General features: G+C 72.0%; 15 protein-coding genes and 1 pseudogene. 8 read left to right on the top strand and 8 right to left on the bottom strand.

Annotation, left to right across the window (positions count from 1 at the left end; all coding sequences use genetic code 11):
* Nucleotides 1–172: 172 nt before the first annotated feature.
* Nucleotides 173–2,077 (bottom strand): right-handed parallel beta-helix repeat-containing protein, encoded by a 1,905-nt coding sequence (locus ACRX5S_RS35520; protein WP_436777351.1) that lies wholly within the window; start codon nucleotides 2,075–2,077, stop codon nucleotides 173–175.
* A gap of 331 nt (nucleotides 2,078–2,408) precedes the next feature.
* Here ACRX5S_RS35520 and ACRX5S_RS35515 point away from each other — a divergent pair, with 331 nt between their 5' ends.
* From ACRX5S_RS35515 to ACRX5S_RS35505, 3 genes are read left to right on the top strand one after another with little or no spacing between them, the layout of a single operon-like run.
* Nucleotides 2,409–4,901 (top strand): ATP-binding protein, encoded by a 2,493-nt coding sequence (locus ACRX5S_RS35515; RefSeq protein WP_436777350.1) that lies wholly within the window; start codon nucleotides 2,409–2,411, stop codon nucleotides 4,899–4,901.
* 28 nt (nucleotides 4,902–4,929) lie between these two features.
* Nucleotides 4,930–5,505, top strand: a complete 576-nt coding sequence (locus ACRX5S_RS35510; protein ID WP_436777349.1) for a transposase family protein — start codon at nucleotides 4,930–4,932, stop codon at nucleotides 5,503–5,505.
* Nucleotides 5,502–6,212, top strand: a complete 711-nt coding sequence (locus ACRX5S_RS35505; RefSeq protein ID WP_436777348.1) for a DUF5984 family protein — start codon at nucleotides 5,502–5,504, stop codon at nucleotides 6,210–6,212. Before ACRX5S_RS35510 ends, ACRX5S_RS35505 begins: the two co-directional genes overlap by 4 nt.
* Here ACRX5S_RS35505 and ACRX5S_RS35500 read toward each other — a convergent pair.
* A complete protein-coding gene (locus ACRX5S_RS35500; RefSeq protein ID WP_436777347.1) occupies nucleotides 6,150–7,061 on the bottom strand; it encodes a DUF6193 family natural product biosynthesis protein in 912 nt (303 codons plus the stop codon). The two genes, ACRX5S_RS35505 and ACRX5S_RS35500, sit on opposite strands and share 63 nt — an antisense overlap.
* A gap of 183 nt (nucleotides 7,062–7,244) precedes the next feature.
* On the opposite strand from ACRX5S_RS35500, the gene ACRX5S_RS35495 reads away from it, so the two are divergent.
* Nucleotides 7,245–8,270: a zinc-dependent alcohol dehydrogenase family protein gene (locus ACRX5S_RS35495; RefSeq protein WP_436777346.1), complete on the top strand. Its 1,026-nt coding sequence runs from the start codon at nucleotides 7,245–7,247 to the stop codon at nucleotides 8,268–8,270.
* Between the two features lie 291 nt (nucleotides 8,271–8,561).
* Nucleotides 8,562–9,092 carry a hypothetical protein gene (locus tag ACRX5S_RS35490; protein WP_436777345.1) on the top strand — a complete coding sequence of 177 codons (531 nt, stop codon included), beginning with the start codon at nucleotides 8,562–8,564 and terminating at the stop codon, nucleotides 9,090–9,092.
* Between the two features lie 157 nt (nucleotides 9,093–9,249).
* Here ACRX5S_RS35490 and ACRX5S_RS35485 read toward each other — a convergent pair whose 3' ends face one another.
* The 4 genes from ACRX5S_RS35485 to ACRX5S_RS35470 form a co-directional block, all read right to left on the bottom strand.
* On the bottom strand, nucleotides 9,250–10,110 hold the full coding sequence (locus ACRX5S_RS35485; protein WP_436777344.1) for a class I SAM-dependent methyltransferase: 861 nt from the start codon (nucleotides 10,108–10,110) through the stop codon (nucleotides 9,250–9,252).
* 114 nt (nucleotides 10,111–10,224) lie between these two features.
* Nucleotides 10,225–10,575 carry a VOC family protein gene (locus tag ACRX5S_RS35480; RefSeq protein WP_436777343.1) on the bottom strand — a complete coding sequence of 117 codons (351 nt, stop codon included), beginning with the start codon at nucleotides 10,573–10,575 and terminating at the stop codon, nucleotides 10,225–10,227.
* Between the two features lies 1 nt (nucleotide 10,576).
* Entirely contained in the window at nucleotides 10,577–10,756 is a 180-nt protein-coding gene (locus ACRX5S_RS35475; RefSeq protein ID WP_436777342.1) for a ribbon-helix-helix protein, CopG family, read from the bottom strand.
* A gap of 211 nt (nucleotides 10,757–10,967) precedes the next feature.
* Nucleotides 10,968–11,618, bottom strand: a complete 651-nt coding sequence (locus tag ACRX5S_RS35470; RefSeq protein WP_436777341.1) for a TetR/AcrR family transcriptional regulator — start codon at nucleotides 11,616–11,618, stop codon at nucleotides 10,968–10,970.
* A 373-nt stretch (nucleotides 11,619–11,991) separates the two neighbouring features.
* Between ACRX5S_RS35470 and ACRX5S_RS35465 the strand changes: the two genes are divergently transcribed.
* Both ACRX5S_RS35465 and ACRX5S_RS35460 read left to right on the top strand, forming a co-directional pair.
* Nucleotides 11,992–13,464: an MDR family MFS transporter gene (locus ACRX5S_RS35465; protein ID WP_436777340.1), complete on the top strand. Its 1,473-nt coding sequence runs from the start codon at nucleotides 11,992–11,994 to the stop codon at nucleotides 13,462–13,464.
* A 155-nt stretch (nucleotides 13,465–13,619) separates the two neighbouring features.
* Entirely contained in the window at nucleotides 13,620–14,390 is a 771-nt protein-coding gene (locus tag ACRX5S_RS35460; RefSeq protein WP_436777339.1) for a dienelactone hydrolase family protein, read from the top strand.
* Nucleotides 14,391–14,507: 117 nt separating this feature from the next.
* Here ACRX5S_RS35460 and ACRX5S_RS35455 read toward each other — a convergent pair whose 3' ends face one another.
* A complete protein-coding gene (locus ACRX5S_RS35455; protein WP_436777338.1) occupies nucleotides 14,508–15,308 on the bottom strand; it encodes an enoyl-CoA hydratase/isomerase family protein in 801 nt (266 codons plus the stop codon).
* A gap of 279 nt (nucleotides 15,309–15,587) precedes the next feature.
* Nucleotides 15,588–15,731, bottom strand: a pseudogene (locus tag ACRX5S_RS35450) (2-dehydropantoate 2-reductase N-terminal domain-containing protein); the annotation flags it as partial.
* Nucleotides 15,732–15,937: 206 nt separating this feature from the next.
* On the opposite strand from ACRX5S_RS35450, the gene ACRX5S_RS35445 reads away from it, so the two are divergent.
* The gene (locus ACRX5S_RS35445) at nucleotides 15,938–16,882 is read left to right on the top strand and encodes a TIGR03619 family F420-dependent LLM class oxidoreductase (RefSeq protein ID WP_436777337.1); all 945 of its coding nucleotides are present in this window, start codon (nucleotides 15,938–15,940) and stop codon (nucleotides 16,880–16,882) included.
* Nucleotides 16,883–17,086 lie beyond the last annotated feature (204 nt).

Here is a 17,086-nt window from a genome sequence, read left to right as displayed (position 1 = left end):
GGTGCGGTACGGCAAACCCGCCGCCGCGATTCACCTCCTCCGGCCGCGTCGGCGGCGGATGGCCGGGTAGCCGCCGATCGTGGCGGCACGTTGGCAGGGTGTGGGCGACTGATCCGGCGGATTCAAGGACCCTTGTCCGAGAAAACCGGTGCGGTCAGGACAGTCAGGGCGGTCAGGGCGCTGCCGTCCACGTGCGTCGTCGGCGCTGCGGCCCGGGCGGCCCAGTGGGTGAGCACGGGGGCGCGGGCCCTTCGGCGTCCTCGGTGCCTTCTGCCGGCCCGCGGTGCTCGACGAGGGCCACCTCGGCGCCGTCCGCCCCGAGCAGGTCCGCTTCGTGGTTGTGCCGTGCGTCGCATTCGGTCAGCGTGGCCTGTGTCTCCGGCGCAAAGGCGATGCCGACGCGGTTGCCGGACGCGCGGACGCCGCTCAGCATGTGGGGGCCGCCCCGGGCCGTCAGGCCCGTGTCGCAGTCCTCGGCGGCGCAGTTGTCGAGTCGGGTCTGACCGGTGAGGAGGAATCCGGACCCGGTGCAGTTGCGCGCCGAGCACCCGTGGAGGCTGCCCGTGGACACGTCGAAGCCGTTGCCGCGGCACGGGCTGCCGGGCGCGCCGACGGACACGTTGCGCAACACGGCCCGGCTCGCGCCGCCGACCTGGACCCCCGGGCCTTCGGGGACGGCAAGCTGGACGTCCGTGTACGAGCCGCCCGCGTCGCGCACGAGCAGCCCGCCGGGCGCGTCCCGCACGCGCAGGCCGATCACGGTCGGTGCCGCGTTGTCCACGGCCGCGAACGCCGGGTGGGTGCCGCCGATCGCGACGCAGTCCTCGTAGCGGCCGCCCGCGCCGACGACGCTGAACGCGTTGCCGTGAGCATCGCGCACGGTGCACCGGCGCAGCACCGGGGCGGAGCCGTTCGTCACCGCGATGCTGGGCCGGTCGGGCGCCGACACGAAGTCGAGGTCTTCGTAGACCCCGTCGGCGTCGTTGACCTCCAGCCGGCAGCCGCGGAACGCGCCCCGCCGGAAGTGCGGCGCGGCCGCGGCCTCCACCTGGAGCCCGAAGCCGCTTCCCGCGGTGAGCGTGACGTCGTCGTACGAGCCGGCCGAACCGCCGCGGATCACCAGCGCGCCGCCCGCGGTCGTGACGGTGAGTCGGCGCACCGTCGGCGTGCTGCCGTCGAGCACGGCCATCGCCACGTTCTCGGACGGCGCGGTGGGACAGGCCACTTCGCAGTCCTCGAAGACTCCTGCGGAGTCCTCCAGCGTGATCGCCGAGTAGACGCTGCCGGTGAAGCGGCAGTCCTGGAATACGGGTCGTCCTCCGTCCGCCACGTACAGCGACGAACTCGCGCCGTCGACGAGGCAATTGGCGAAGCGCGGCCGACCGCCCCGGATTTGCACCGCGGTGGCGCGGCTGTCGCGGAACGTGCAGGCGCTGAACCGCGGATCGGCATCCGGGTCGACGAGCACGGCGGAATACCGGCTCGCGGTGACCCGGGTCGCCGAGACGCGGCCGCCGGTGCCGGGGCGGAAGACCAGGCCGTACGCGCAGTCCTCGATGGCGCAGTCGCGGACGTCCAGCCGTCCCCCCTCGCGGGCCTGCATGGCCGCGTCGGCGCAGCCGACGAAGGTCGATGCCCGGACCGTGACGCGCGCTCGGCGGCCGACGGCGCCGACGCCGATCAGGGCGCGCGCGGTGATCCGGCAGCGGTCGAGCGCGAGAGCGGCGTTGTCGACGACGACGCCGTCCTCGCCCTGGATCCGGCAGTTGTCGAACTCCGCGGTCGCACCCGGGCGGACGACCACGGTCGCGCTGTCGGTTGCCGAGGACTCCAGGGTGAGTCCCGAGACCGACCCGCGGACGCCGGAGGCCACGTCGAGGGCCATGCCGACGGTGACAACCACCCGGGCCGTCCCGGGCCGGGCGCCGCGGATGGCGACGGGACGGTCCACGGTGACGGTTTCGCGGTACGTCCCCGCTCCGACGACGATCACGTCGCCGTCACCCGCCGCGCGGACGGCCGCGGCGATCGAACGAAAGTCGGCACCGCCCTCGGCGGCCACCGTGAGCTCGGCCATGCTGGGGTCTCCTGGGGGGTCATTGCCGGGGTGGATTGCCGGGATCACCGGGATTTCCGGGGTTTGCAGGGCAGTACTGGCGGGATCGGGCTGCCTGAGCGGATGCCGACGAGACCGGGCGCAGGACACGAGGACAGCCGCTGGGCCTGGAGCCTGCCGGGCGACGGCAATTAGTCCCCACTTGTGCTGCTGGCATAATCAATTGCTGATCAATTGCCTGCGGCGATCATTAGGCGGTCAACCAAGCGATGCAGGCGATGCACGGGACAGGGGACACTGACGACGCGACGGGGGCGTTGTGCACGGCAGGGCGGGCAGACCTGAGCGACCGGTGGACTCCTCCGCCGGGCCGGTCGAGCATTTCGCCCGCCGCCTCCGCGATCTGCGCGACTCCGTCGGCCTGACCTACGCGCAAATGGCGAAGGCCACCGGCCGTTCCGCCAGCACGCTGTCCCAGGCCGCCAACGGCCAGCGGCTCCCCACCCTCGCGGCCACGCTCGCGTACGTCCAAGCGTGCGGCGCCGACACCGGTCTCTGGGAACGGGACTGGCATGCCGTCAGCCGTGCGGTGCGCGCATCGGGCCGCGGGATGGAGGCGCCGGAGCGTCCGATCGTTCGGCCCAGCCCCGTGCCCGACGAACCCACGAGCTTTGTCGGCCGCACTCGGGACCTGGAGGTGGTCGACCAACTCCTGCGCTCCGCCCGCCTGGTGACGCTCACCGGCGTCGGCGGGGTGGGCAAGACGAGGTTGGCGGCGCACATCGCCCACCACGTGGCGGACCGCTATCCCGACGGGATCTACTTCATCCAACTCGCCGACCTGGGCGACCCGGTGCTGCTGACCAAGACCGTCGCGGGGGCGCTGCGCATCGCCGAGGACCCCGCCCAGGACACCATGGCCGCGCTGACCGCCGAGCTGGCGAACGCGACGGCGCTGATCATCCTCGACAACTGCGAGCACCTGCACGGCTCCTGCGCGGCGCTGGTGCGCAGCGTGCTGAGCTCCGCCCCGGGTTTGTCGGTGCTCGCCACGAGCCGCCAACAACTCGGGATCGCGGGGGAACACGTGGTCCCGGTGGGGCCGCTCACGTTCCCGTCCGTCCCGGAGTGGCCCGTCGACGGTGGGCTCGTTGACCGTGCGCTGGATGACGGCGACCTGGTCGACGGCGGGTTGGTTCCCGGCGGGTCGGCCGATCCGTCACGTGTCGACACCCCTCCCGCCGACGACGTGCTGCGGCGCTACACCGCGATGCGGCTCTTCTGCGACCGCGCCGCCGCCGTGCTGCCCGGTTTTCGCCTCGCCGACGACGACCACGCGACGCTCGCCGCGATCTGCCGCAGGCTCGACGGCCTGCCGCTCGCCATCGAACTGGCGGCACGCTGGCTGCGCGTGCTCACTCTCCCGCAGCTTCTGGAGCGTCTTGAGGGGACCTTCGCGCTGCCCCTCGGCGCCGACCCGACCGCGCACGCCAGGCACCGTACGCTCAACGCGGTCCTCGACTGGAGCCACGCGCTGTGCTCGCCCGGCGAGCAGGACGCGTGGGCACGCCTCGCCCTGGTGGCCGGGTCGATGCCGCTCGACCTCGCCGAAGTCCTGGTCGGCGACAGCCCGGACGCCGGGGCGCCACTCGCGGTGATCTCCGGCCTCGTCGACAAGTCCCTGCTCGGCGCCCGCCCCGAGGGCTCCGCGATGCGCTACCGCATGCCCGAGACCGTGCGCACGTACGGTACGGCCCGGCTCCGGCCCGAACACTCGTCCGCCGCGCGGCTGCGCCACATCGCGTGGTGCACACGGCTCGCGGTCGCCGCGGAGGCCGAGTGGTACGGCCCGGGCCAGACCGGCGCGTTCGCCCGGGTGCGCCGCGAACACCACCACATCCAAGCGGCACTCGGCGACGAGTCGGGAGCGACGTCCGTCGACCGCCTGCGGATTGCCGGCGACCTGTGGCTCTACTGGATCGCCTGCGGCCGTCTGTCGGAGGGACGTGACTGGCTCGAACACCTCCTCGCCACGGACACCACGACGACGACGCCGGAACGCGCCCGGGCCCAGTGGGCCGCCGCGTTCGTCGCCCTCGTGCAGGGCGACCTGGAGGCGGCAACCGCCCACAACGAGAGCGCGGGCTCGGCGGCGGAGGAGCTCGGGCTGCCCGTGATTCAGGGCCGCGTCCGCATGCTGCGGGGCCTGCTCCACCTGTTCGCCTCCCGCCTGGCGGAAGCGGTCGAGGAGTCGAACCGCGCCCGCGAGGCCTGCGAGGCCGCGGACGACGGCATAGGCGCGCAACTGTCCGTCGCGCAACGGTCCTTGACCCAGGCGTTCCAGGGCGACCTGGCCGCGGCACAGGCGGGGTACGCGACGGCGATCGCGATGTCGGAGAACGCGGGCGAGGAGTGGCATCTGTCGTACACCCGCTGGTGCCTGGGACTCCTGCACCTCGGTGACGGCCGCCCCGACGCGGCGCTGCCGCTGCTTCGCGAGAGCCTGCTCGCCAAGCACCGCTTCCACGACCGCGTCGGCGCCGCGGCGGTGACGGAGTCCCTGGCGTGGGCACTTGCCGACCTCGGCCACCCGGAGGACGGCGCGGCGCTGCTGGGCGCCGCCGGCGCCCTCCGACCGTCGGGCGCCGCCGGCCTGTTCGGCATGCGCCACCTCGTCGCCGACGCCCACCGCCGCACCGAACTCCTCCGCGCCCGCATCGGCGCCCCTCGCTTCGACGAACTCGTAGCGGCCACAATGGCATCGGGCCCCGACGCGGCAATGAACCTCGCCCTGCAACGCGCCGCGGGGACCCATACGAAGTGCCCACCGACCGATCCGCGCTAGGGATTGCGAGGGCTGTGGCGGATATTTCGTGACGGTCACTTCTGATCATCCGGCTGAGCAGGCGGCCGTGAGCGTCGAGCGTGCTGTTCGTGGGGACGAACCGCGGTTCTGGGACCTCGTGTGGCCGGACGTCGAGGGCTTGGCGGTCTATGCGGTCGAGATCGTCGATGACGCGGTGCGGATCGACGTCCACAGCAGACAGCCGCGAATCGCTTGCCGGGCCTGCGGGGCCGAAGCGTCGCGGGTGCACAGCAGCTATGAACGCCGCGTCGCGGACCGGCCGCTGGGTGGGAGGCGCGTCGTGCTCCGCCTTCGAGTACGCCGGGGGCCACATCAATCGCTTCAAGCCCTACCTCCAGCACCGCTTCCGGTCCGGAGCCACCAACGCCACGGCTCTGTTCCGCGAGATGCGCGAACACGGCTACCGCGGCAGCCGCGTCACGGTCACCAAATACGTTGCGACCCTGCGCGACGGCACCGCGACCATCGAGCCCAAACGGGCGATCCCGCGCACCTTCGTCCTCGCGCAGCCGCCGTGACGGCTTGGGCGGCGCCGGAAACGCTGGTGCCAGTCACCGTAGGCTCTGCGAAACTGCGGCGATGATCCGGTTCCGGTTCGAATTGCGGCCCCTTGCGCATCTGCAACGCTGGAGCGAAGCCCCGGCCGGCTGGTTCGCACTGACTGACGGCTGGTACTGCATCGATGTCGGCGCCGCAGAGTTGCTGCGCTACGCCGACGAGTCGCCGGACCCGTTCGATGCCCACGTGGACTACTACGTCGCACGATTGTGGGAAGACTTGGTGGATTTGCTTCCCGCTGTCACCGAACCCGTCCCAGGCGACCTGACGGCCTTTCTGGCCGACGAACCGGCTGAGGGCTGGCTGTCGGCCTGCGACGATGTGGACCAGGACGCAATTAACGCAGCACTGTGGTCCGCCGGCCACACCCTGGATCTCGGCTACCTCACGGACCCGCCCCACATCCGCGTCTGGCGCACACAAGGCGCCGACGGCGATCTGACCACCATCACCTGGACAAGCCCCCGCAACTTCGCCGCCCCCAGGTTCGGCCGGGCGACCGTTCCGACGGAAGATTTCGTAGCAGCCGTCAGCACCCTGCACCACACGCTGATGGACGCCGTGCAAAAGCGCATCGCCGCCCTGTCTACGCCACCGAACGACCGGCAACTTTGGGACGACCACCGCAACCGCAGCAGTCGGCTCGGTCACGCCCTGGTCGGCCACCCCTCAAGTGACTGGCCTTCCATACGACGAGGCGCCCGCAGACTCCTCGCGACCAAGCGCAACTGACAGGGAGTCCGTCACGACATATCTGCCGCGGCCATTTCGAGAAGGCGCCCGGTTGATACCTATCGGCTCGGTGTCAGGTCCCCGTCGGGTCGGGGACTCCGCCGAGGGTGACGGGGCCGAGACCGTCGGGGAGTTGCCGTACAGCCTCCGCGACGGCTTCGGTCGCGGTGGTGACCGGCCGAGATCGTCGATCGCTTCCATGTGGCTTCCCAATGCGTAGCCGCGGTCGCTGAGGTGGGTCAGGACGGGGCCGACGACGGTGAGCCGGGGGCGGGTGGTGGTCGAGAACCGCAGTGCCCAGTGGCTGGTGAACGGATAGAGGGCGCGCAACGCGGGTGCCGCGTAGGCCGCTTCGATCAGCTCCCGGTAGCGCGGTTGCCAGGCGTGCTCCAACTCGGCGGCTTCCCGGCGCGTGTGCCGCCACTCGGCCTGGGTCAGGCGGAGGGGATCGTTGTCGGGCACCTCGACCCGCCCGGTCAGGTGGACGAAGGGCGCGACACGCGGGATGTCGTCCAAGGGCACCCCGTCGTGCCACGCGCGCGCGGCGCGGGCGACCTGCGCCAGATCGTCCGTGGTGCCGTCGATGAGCGGCATGCCTTCGAACGCATCGCTCCCGCGGATCGACCACGTGCGCTCGCGCACCCACGCACTCACCAGCAGCCGACCCCGGTGCGGCTGCGTGCAGGCGACGGTGGCCAGACCCAGCGGATCCCCATCGGGAGACGCGACAAGAACGGAGGCAAGGACCCCGTCCGCCGCGGCCCGGAGCGCGGCGGCGAGACTGCCGAAGGCCGCGACGTCGGGATACAACGTGGCGTACGGATCGGAGTGCGGGGAGTTCGGCGGCATCGGGTGTCACCGGCCTTTCGCGGCGGACGGGCGCGGCAACTCGGGGCGGAGTTTCATTGCGGGAGTATCCGCCTTGGGCGGATTGGAGGTCGCATCGGGCGGTCGTCGGGCGGCGAAGTCTTCGGGATTACGGTGTAATTTGAGCCCGTCGTGGATCGCCGCACGAGGGAAGGCAGCCCGTACGTGATACGCAGCGCTGATACGTCGAGCATCGCGATGGTCATGGAGTCGGCGGGTGCAGCTCCGGTGCCGCGGGAGCGTCCGGTCCCGGAGCCGGGCCCGCACGAGGTGTTGGTGCGGGTCGAGGCCAGCTGTCTCAACTACCACGACCTGGTCAACCTCATGGGTCTCATCCAGGGTCCCTGGCCGCGCGTGCCGATGTCGGACGGGGCCGGGGAGGTCGTCGCGGTCGGCGGGGAGGTCGCCGGATTCCGGGTGGGGGACCGGGTGTTCGGGGCGTTCTATCCGCTGTGGCAGGACGGTCCGCTGCGACGCGGCAGCCAGCGCGTCGTCGCCGGGGACACCGGCGACGGATGGCTGCGCCGCCACGTGGTGTTCCCCGCCGACGCGCTCATCGCCGTACCCGATCACCTGTCGACGCTCGAAGCCGCCACCATCCCGTGCGCCGCCACGACCGCCTGGAGTGCGCTGGAGGCGGCGGGGATCGGCGCGGGTGACGTCGTCGTGGCGCAAGGCACCGGCGGGGTCTCGCTGTTCGCCGTGCAGTTGGCGAAGGCCCGTGGGGCCACTGTGGTCCTGACGTCGTCCCAGGACGACAAGCTCGCCATCGGACGGGGCCTCGGCGCGGACCACCTGGTCAACTACCGCACCACTCCTGCCTGGGAGAAGGCCGTACGCGAGATCACCGGCGGAACGGGCGCCGATCTCGTCGTCGATGTCGGCGGGCCCGCCACGCTCGCGGCCTCCGTCGCGGCCTGCCGACACGACGGCACGGTCGCCGTCATCGGAATCCTCGGCGGTGTCGCCGCCGCGGCGATCCCGGTGACGACGGTCATGACCCGCCAGATCCACGTCCAGGGTGTCGCGGTCGGCAGTGTGAGCGCGCACCGGGCCATGGCCGACGCGCTGGCCGAGCACAAGATCCACCCGCACATCAGCCACACCTTCGACTGGACCGATCTTGCCGAAGCCCGCCGTGTCCAGGAGGCCAACGAGCACGTCGGGAAGATCGCACTCCGGATCGGCTGAGCACGGCCGCCGAGCACGGCCGCTGAACACGGCTCCCGAGCCCGGCTGCCGAGCACCGCCGCTGAGAACCGCGCCCGGCGGTGGTCATGTGTTCTTGGCCATGCCGACGGTTTTCGAGGCGCCGTTGACGGCAGGCTGGGGACGCCCGACCGGTGCTCCGGCGTCGGCACGCCCGCCACCGCGGCCGGACTGCACCAGGCGCGGGGGAGGGGCGTTCGGCCGGAAGGTGGTCGGGAACACACCGTGCCCCAGGGCCGCTTGGGTACGTGCTCGAACGATGGGAGAAGGTGCATGACGCGGGGCAGGGCGGGTGTTCTGGCGGTGATCGCCGCGGTCATGACGATGTCGGGCTGCTCGGACGACAATTCGTCCCCGGACCGCATCGACGACCGCGCGGAGTTCACCCGGCGGGCCGCCGCGGCCTGCGGGGAGGTCGTCGACCGCCGCGCCGCGGACCCGACCTACGCGCAGCACCGCGGAACCGTGTTGGAGGCGGTCGCCGCCGCGCTCCAGGGCAAGCCGGTCGCGGACGGCGTCGCGGTCGCGTTGGAGGCGGTCGAGGCCGAGTTCCGGACCGCCGCCGGGGACTTGGGGAGGCTGCGGCCCACTGCTCCGGACTTCGCCGCCGCCTGGGCCCAGGTCATCGAGGCCCTGAACGCCGAGGCCACGGTCTCCGCGGACCGGCGCGCGGCGCTCGCAGGGGGGACCGACGCCACCCGCCGCCGCGAGGCCTTCGCGCCGGGCCGCGCCGCCGTCGACCTGACCGAACCGCTGAAGGTGCTCGGTCTGACGGATCGGGACTGCCGTCTCCTGCTGCGCTGACACGGCGGGGNCCCCCCCCCCCCCCCCCCCCCCCCCGCCGCCGTCGACCTGACCGAACCGCTGAAGGTGCTCGGTCTGACGGATCGGGACTGCCGTCTCCTGCTGCGCTGACACGGCGGGGCCACGGGCACGGGCACGGGCAACCCGCGCCAGGCCGCTACGTCGTCGCCACCAGCAGTTCCTCGCCGGTCGACGTGCCGAGCCCGTCCGTCCGGCCGGCGAAGTAGCGGGCGTTCAGCATCTCCGCGGAGACGTGCCGGGCGTCACGGAAGCCCGCTTCGCGTGCCATGGCGAGGATTTCGTCCGGGGCGAAGAAGCTGAGGAACGGTGTCCCGCTCGCCTTCGCGCCCTCGACGGCGGCCTGGATGCCCGGGCGCTGGGCCTCGTCGAGCATGTCCAACGGCACCTGGAACGACATCACGAGCGTCGACCCCGGGGCCAGCGACGCGAGTTGGCGCAGCGTGGCGGCGTTCGCATCCTTGGTGAGGTAGAGCGCGACGCCCGTGGACGCCACGACCGCCGGGCGCGACGGGTCGAATCCGGCGTCGGCCAGCGCGTCCCACCAGGACCCGCCCGCCTCGAAGTCGAACGGCACCAGGCGCAGCCAGTCGGGTACGCCGAAGCCGAGCCGTTCCAGGCGTTCCCGCTTCCAGGCCTGCGGCCGGGGCTGGTCGACCTCGAACACCGTGAGCCGGGACGCGAGTTCGGGGCGGCGCTGGGCGAACGTGTCGAGGCCCGCGCCGAGGATCACGTACTGCCCGACGCCGTGCTCCGCGGCCTGCTCGGCGATCACGTCCTCGATGTAGCGGGCGCGCGCCACGATGGACGCCCGGAACCAGCTCGTCCCCTGCGGGTGCATGTCGCCGCGGTCGCGCCAGCCGTCGGCGGGGTCGGCCAGGCGCAGGCCCAACTCGTCGTCCAGGACGTGCGGCGGCGCGTCGAGCTGCACGTGCAGGGCCCGCCACAGGGCCACGCGGACGGCGGAACTGTCCGGTTCGGCGGTCTGACGATCGGTCATCTCGTACGTTCCCTTCGGTCTGGCTCTGCGCTGGTCCTGGGGCGGTCTGCGGGCGTTCGGAACTGCGGCGGGATTTGCGGGCGGATTTGCGGGTGGAGCTGCGGGGTGTCCCGCCTACGCCTGGCCGCGCCCCGGGGCCTGGAGGCTCCACAGGCGGCCGTCGGGGTCGCGTACGGTCATCTCGCGCGTTCCCCAGTGCGTGTCCTCGAACGGGGTGACCACCTCGACGCCCGGGCCGGGCCGGTAGGTGTCGGCGTCCGCGACCTTCATCACGAGCCGGGCCCCGGGCTCCTTGTGCGCGGGGACCTCGGCGATGAAGACGTACGGCCCGTCGCCGTTGCGGAGCTGGCCCGAGTTGTGGCCGGTGTCGAACTCCAGCTCGTAGCCGAGCCCTTGGAAGAACTTGGCGGCCTTGCCCCAGTTGTGGGTCTCCAGGAAGACCGCCTCGAAGCCCTCGGTCGTCATGTCAGCTCTCCTTCGCGGAAGTCGTGTCGCGATCCCCGGGGGTGTCGTCGAGGTAGGCGCGCAGCGCCGCGGCGACCAGCGCCGACATCGACATCTCCGTCTCGATCGCACGGTGTTTGACCTGCTTGATCAGGCCTATCGGCAAGTACACGTTGAACTGCTTCACATCCTCGTCACCCACGGCTGTCATGCTAGCAAACTAGAAACCTAGATGCACGACGGCGGGGGGCGGGGGTGGTGGGCGGGATCGAACCGAGGGCGAGCGGGGTGCGCTCGGCAGTCGGATCAGTGGACGGATCAGTCGTCGGATCAGCGGCCGGACAAGCGGTCGGAGCGCAGGTCGGACCGGCCGTCAAACAGGTCGAAGCGACGCGGAAACCGGAGAAGTGGCGTCAGCGCTCGGCGTGCAGTCGCCCCGCCGAGCCCACCCCGCCCACGAGTCCGACGCCGCCGGCCGGCCGGAGCGCGTCCATGGTGTGGTCCAGGAACTCGCCCAACCGCGCCGGAGCGCCCTCGCCGTGCAGCGTGTGGCGTACGGCCGCGTGCAGGCAGGCGAACGCCGCGCCGACCAGCGCGCCCAGGATCACGGTGTCCGGACGCGCCTCCGGGTCCCGCGCGACGGCGCGCGCGGCGAGGCGCTGGGCGAGTTGCTCCTGCACGCGGTACACGCGCGCGAGCTGCGCGGCGAGCAGGGGCGGGCAGCTCTCGATGATCTCCTGGATCTCGCGGTCGCGTCCGGAGTCGTCGGTGAGGTGGTCGACGAAGACGTCGAAGCAGCGGCGGAGCGAGTCCCACTCCGGTTCGTCGAGGGGGCGCGAGTTCAGCCGGGCGAACAACTCCTCGGCCTGCCGGTCGAACTTCTCCAGCACCACGTCTTCCTTGGACGCGAAGTAGCGGAAGAAGCTGCGCTGCGACATGCCGACGGCGGCGGCGATCTCGTCGACCGTCGTCTCGTTGAATCCCTTCGCGAGGAACAGCGCCTCGGCGGCCTCCGCGATGCGGACGCGCACGGCTTCCCGGGACAGTTCGCGCAAACTCCTCATGAACCGAACGTTAGCACCTGACACAACTGTCAGAGACTGACATGTCGAGTCCGCGTGAGGTGTGGCCGGGGTGCCCGGTCGGGCGGCGACCCGGGGCGCGGAGCCGGGCGCAGGCAGACGGTTCCGGCCCGGGCGTGCAATCTCGAATATGCCCGTGAGCAGGGATTTCGTGCGCAACCGAGCCGACCGCGACACTCCCGCCGCGGACCACCCCCGGTGCCACCGCGACTGCGGCGATCGGACCCCGTTTGGCAGTCGCTGACACCAAGGGCATAAACTGCCTGGCTTGGGGTGTGTCCGCGAATCCGCCGCACCGCGATTCCGCCGCCTCGAACCGTACGAAAGAAAGGCGAGCACTCCCGTGGAACACAGTGTGGGTCTGGCAAAGGCGCCCGAAGGGGACGCCGCGGCGGACGAGGCGATGCCCCGCCACGTCAAGATCGCGATCGGCCTGCCGATCATGGCCGCCTTCGTGATGATCCTCAACGAGACCGTCATGAGTGTCGCCCTGCCGAAGCTCATGGAGGAGTTCTCCGTCAGCGCCTCGTCCGCGCAGTGGCTGACGACCGGCTACCTCCTCACGATGGCCGTGGTCATCCCGACGAGCGGGCTGATCCTCCAGCGGTTCACCACACGGGCCGTCTTCCTGAGTGCGACGTCGCTGTTCGCCGCGGGCACCCTGCTCGCCGGTATTGCCCCCGCCTTCGGCGTGCTGCTCGTGGCGCGCGTCATCCAGGCGTCCGGGACCGCGCTCATACTTCCGCTGCTGATGACGACGATCATGACGCTCGTGCCCGCCTCGCGGCGCGGCCGGACGATGGGCCTCGTGTCGATCGTGATCGCCGTCGCCCCGGCCGTCGGGCCGACGTTCTCCGGGCTGATCCTGGAATCGCTCAGTTGGCGTTGGCTGTTCCTGTCCGTGCTGCCGATCGCGGTGCTCGCCGTGGTCGTGGGCGCGGTCATGGTCCGCAACGCCGGTGAGCCGAAGCCGGTGCGGTTCGACCCGCTCTCGGTGGCCCTGTCGGCGGTCGCGTTCGGCGGTCTGATCTACGGCCTGAGCAGCATCGGCGAGTCGGCGTCCGGGCACGCCCCGGTCCCGCCCGCGCTCCCGCTCGCCATCGGCGCGGTGGCGCTCGCGCTCTTCGTCTGGCGGCAGATGCGTCTCCAGCGCGACGACGCCGCGCTGCTGGACCTGCGGACGTTCCGGACCCGCTCGTTCGTCGTCGGCATCATCGTGCTGCTGTTCGCGATGGCGGCGCTGTTCGGCGCGCTCATCCTGCTGCCGCTCTACCTCCAGAACGTGCGCGACCTGAGCACCCTCAGGACCGGTCTGACCCTGCTGCCCGGCGGCCTGGCGATGGGCCTGTGCGGTCCGGTGGTCGGACGCCTGGCCGACCGCTTCGGCCCGCGCCCCCTCGTCATCCCCGGCACGATGCTCATGGCGCTCGGACTCGGCATGATGGGTGCCATCGACATCGACACCCATCTTGCGTACGTCATCGCGACGCACGTCCTGACCTGCATGGGCATCGGCTTCGCCATGACCCCGCTGATGACCTCGGCGCTGGGGTCGCTGGACGCCCACCTCTACTCGCACGGCAGCGCCATCCTCAACACGCTCCAGCAGTTCGCCGGGGCCGCGGGCACCGCGCTGTTCGTCACGGTCATGACCAAGAGCGCGAACAGCAGCACCGACTCCGGGGCCTCGAAGGTGGAGGCGCAGGCGACGGGCATCCAGGACGCGTTCCTGTGGGGCGCGGGGCTCGGCCTCCTGGCCGTGGCGGTGTCCTTCCTCGTCCGAGGGGCCAAGCCGCCGGCCGGGATGGAGCCGGTTGCGGCGCACTGAGCGTTGCGGTGACGGCGGGGCCCCGGGCCCGGTCCTCCGGGCCCGGGGGTGCTGGATCTTTGTGCCGCGTACGCCTACCGTCGCGGCCGTGAGTGTCGTCCGGAGTGGGCGAACACGCCTGTCCGTGTGAACCGGCTTGAAGGGAAGGCGCGCCGATGACCGCTGTCGTCCGGGGCCGCATGGTCGATGTGCCCACCCACGACGGGACGGCCGATGCGTACTTCGTCCGTCCCGACGACGGCGTCGCGCATCCGGCGGCGCTGGTCTGGATGGACGCGTTCGGCCTTCGTCCCTCGCTCAAGGAGAAGGCCGACCGGCTGGCCGCGGCCGGGTACGCGGTGCTGGTGCCGAACGCCTTCTACCGCGAGGGCCGCGCGCCGCTGCTGGAGTTGCCGCCGTACATCGGTGCCGATGAGCGTTCGGAGCTGGTCCCGCGGCTCATCCCGATGATCCAGCGGCTGACCCCGGTGTCGGTCATGCGTGACGCCGAGGGCTACCTGGCCTGGCTCGCCACGTGCCCCGAAGCCGCCGACGGGCCGGTCGGCGTCACCGGGTACTGCATGGGTGCGGGACTGGCTCTGCGTACGGCCGCGGCGTACCCGGACCGGGTGGCCGCGGCGGCCGGATTCCACGGCTCGCACCTCGCCTCGGAGGCACCCGACAGCCCGCACCTCGCGGCCGAACGGATCACCGCGGAACTGTACTTCGGGCACGGCGACCAGGACCCGACCATGCCGCCCGAGCAGATCGAACGCCTCGCCTCGGCCCTGACCGCCGCGGGCGTCCGGCACCGCGCGGAGGTCTACACCGGCGCGGCGCACGGCTACACGCAGACCGACACCGTGTCCTACGACGAGCAGGCGTCGGAGCGGCACTGGGACGCGCTGCTCGACCTGTTCGGGCGCAACCTGCACGTCGCGTCGTGAGGCGCGTCGCGGCCGGGAGTTGCTCGGCCGCGACATGGGCGGTCACGAGGCGCGCGCTCGCGACGTGCGTGGCCACAACGTGGGCGGTCACGACGTGGGCGGTCACGATGTCCGCGGTCACGTCCCCCAGACCGGCGGGCGCCCTTCGGCGAAGGCCCTCGCCGCCTCGATGATGTCGCCGCTCGTGCCCGCGAGGATCTGCGTGCGGTTCTCCAGGTGAACGGCGTGCTCGAAACTCGGCGCGTCGAGGTTGGCCCACATGACCTCCTTCGTCATGGTCAGGCCGAACGGGCTGTACGAAAGGAGCAGCCGGGCCGTCTCCAGCGCCGCGTCGAGTGCCTGCCCGTCGTCCACGACACGGGCGACGAGCCCCATGCGTTCCGCCTCGGACGCGTCGAACTCCCGGCCGGTGAGCATGAGTTCGTGTGCACGGGACCCGCCGACGAGGCGGGGGAGGGTGTAGCTGACGCCCATCTCGCAGCCGCTGACCCCGAGTTTCACCGCCTGCACGCTGAGCCGCGCCGAACGCACCGCGATCCGCAGGTCGCACGCACACGCCAACGCCAGCCCGCCGCCGAACGCCGGCCCGTTGATCGCCGCGATCACCGGCTGCGGAATGCGGCGCAGATGCGGGCCGAGGTCCGCGATGTGCGCCTGCGAACGCATGCCTCCGGCGGGCGGACGCAGCCCGGCCGACACCGAGGAAGGGCCGATCCCGCGCAGGTCGAGCCCGGAGCAGAAGCCGCGGCCCGCTCCCGTGAGGACCACCACGCGCACCGCGTTGTCCGTGCCCACCTCGTCCAACGCGGCGTGCAGGTCGTCGACGAGATCGAAGGACAGGGCGTTCAGGCGTTCCGGCCGGTCCAGCGTGACGACCGCTATACCGGCCTCGGGCCGCTCGACTCGCACCATCGACATACTCGTCCTCCGCTTCCGACGACCGCCCAGGGGCCCAGGGGACGCGACCGACCCGCGGTGCCGTCGCCGTAGCCCGCAGAGGCAAACACCCCGCGGCGGCACCGAGTCGATCACCGAGTCGATCACGACGCAACACCCCTACAGCCACCGACCGGCGGATTCAAGTCAGGCCCGCCCGGCGGCACGGACGGCGCCCGCACGCCCGCCCCGAGCCGGGCCGTCCCAAGTCGGCCTGCCGGTCCCTGTTCGGCGGTCCCCGCTCGACGGCCGTTCCCGCCCTCACTTCGCGGGTGCGTTTGCCGGAGACCGGTGGTGGGCGCCGGATGTGTCGGGGGAGTCGGCGCGGCGGGCGGCGAGGGTGACCGTACAGCCGTCGCGGAGCAGGCGCGCGGCGCACGCCGAACCGATGCCGCCGCTGCCGCCGGTGACGAGCGCGCGGTATCCGGTGAGGGCAGGGGGTGATCATGTGCTCTCCTTCGCTGGCCCTCTTTGCGTGCCGCGTGCACTCTGGATGGGCCGAGCCACACGTAATGGATACATTATTTCTGCCAGCGGAAGCGATGGGCGCCGCCCGGAGCCCGCGCAACCCGGGCCGGCCGGCCCGGTCGTACGGATGGAGAAACACGCACGTGACCGCAGACACCGCCCTGCCCCAACTGTCCATGGGACTGACCACGTTCGCCGCCGAGGCACCCGCCGACTGGGACTGGCTCCTGGACCACGCCCGCCTCTACGACCGCGCCGGCGTGGACCGGCTGCTGGTCTCCGACCACGTCGCCTTCGGCGAGCGCCTGGAGGAGTACGGGCGTCCGGAGGTGGGCGGGGTGTCCGGCGGGAAGCAGCCCACCGGCCCGGACGGCCACTGGCTGGAGCCGATGACCGTGCTGTCCGCGGTCTGCGGCGCCACGACCCGGGTCCGCCTCGGCACCAACATCCTCCAGGCCGCGCTGCGCCGCCCCGCGGTGCTCGCCAAGAGCGCGGCCACCCTCGACGTACTGTCCAAGGGGCGCCTCGACCTCGGCGTCGGCGTGGGGTGGCAGCGCGAGGAGTACGAGGCCGCCGGGTTGGAATTCGAGGGCCGCGGCAAGTTGCTGGACCACACCCTCGCGGTGTGCCGGACGCTGTGGCGCGAACAGCGCGCGGACTTCGCGGACGACCGGCTGCGCTTCGAGGCCGTCCACCAGATGCCCAAGCCCGTGCAGCGGGGCGGCGTGCCGGTGTGGGTCAGCGGAACGGTCAACCGCGCCGTCGCGCGGCGGCTCGCCCGGTTCGGTTCCGGCTGGATCCCGTGGGGTCCCGCGGCGGCCGACATCCGTGAGGGGATCGCGCAAATGCGCCGCGCGGTGGCGGAGTTCGGACGCGAGGACTGGGACATCCAGGTGGTCGGCACCATCCCGGTCCGCCGGGACGAGGAGGGTCGCGTCGACTGCAAGGCCACGTTCGCGGCGGTGCCGGGCATCGTGGAGGCGGGGGTGACGGACGTCCGGGTGCCGTGGAAGGTCGCGGCGGACCCGGGCCAGGCGGAGGACGAACTGACGGCGTTCGTGGCGGCCTTCCGCGACGTCACGCGCTGAGAGGCGGGTGCGGTCGGGCGCTGGACCACAGTGTTTTGCCACGTGTCCTGCACACGCGGAACGGCGGGCGCCGCCGCGTGCTGAACGGCGTGCTCTGCCACGTACGGAACGGCATTCGCCGTCGCGGGCCGGGCGGGGGGGGAGGGGGCGTCGGCGTGCGGCCGTGCGGAAAAGTGATCAGCGGTCGACGTCGCGTCCGCGGGT

This window comes from Yinghuangia sp. YIM S09857 (genome assembly GCF_051388915.1).
In the GTDB taxonomy this organism is placed as follows: Bacteria; Actinomycetota; Actinomycetes; order Streptomycetales; family Streptomycetaceae; genus Yinghuangia.
Note: the sequence above shows the minus strand (reverse complement) of the source record. Positions and strands in the feature narration are given on the sequence as shown.

Excerpts from the sequence above, each read along its gene's own strand:
- ACRX5S_RS35480 (WP_436777343.1), bottom strand. The coding sequence starts at position 10,575 with ATGACGACCGAGGGCTTCGAGGCGGTCTTCCTGGAGACCCACAACTGG.
- ACRX5S_RS35460 (WP_436777339.1), top strand. The coding sequence starts at position 13,620 with ATGACCGCTGTCGTCCGGGGCCGCATGGTCGATGTGCCCACCCACGAC.
- ACRX5S_RS35520 (WP_436777351.1), bottom strand. The coding sequence starts at position 2,077 with ATGGCCGAGCTCACGGTGGCCGCCGAGGGCGGTGCCGACTTTCGTTCG.
- ACRX5S_RS35500 (WP_436777347.1), bottom strand. The coding sequence starts at position 7,061 with ATGCCGCCGAACTCCCCGCACTCCGATCCGTACGCCACGTTGTATCCC.
- ACRX5S_RS35455 (WP_436777338.1), bottom strand. The coding sequence starts at position 15,308 with ATGTCGATGGTGCGAGTCGAGCGGCCCGAGGCCGGTATAGCGGTCGTC.
- ACRX5S_RS35490 (WP_436777345.1), top strand. The coding sequence starts at position 8,562 with ATGACGCGGGGCAGGGCGGGTGTTCTGGCGGTGATCGCCGCGGTCATG.
- ACRX5S_RS35485 (WP_436777344.1), bottom strand. The coding sequence starts at position 10,110 with ATGACCGATCGTCAGACCGCCGAACCGGACAGTTCCGCCGTCCGCGTG.
- ACRX5S_RS35470 (WP_436777341.1), bottom strand. The coding sequence starts at position 11,618 with ATGAGGAGTTTGCGCGAACTGTCCCGGGAAGCCGTGCGCGTCCGCATC.
- ACRX5S_RS35505 (WP_436777348.1), top strand. The coding sequence starts at position 5,502 with ATGATCCGGTTCCGGTTCGAATTGCGGCCCCTTGCGCATCTGCAACGC.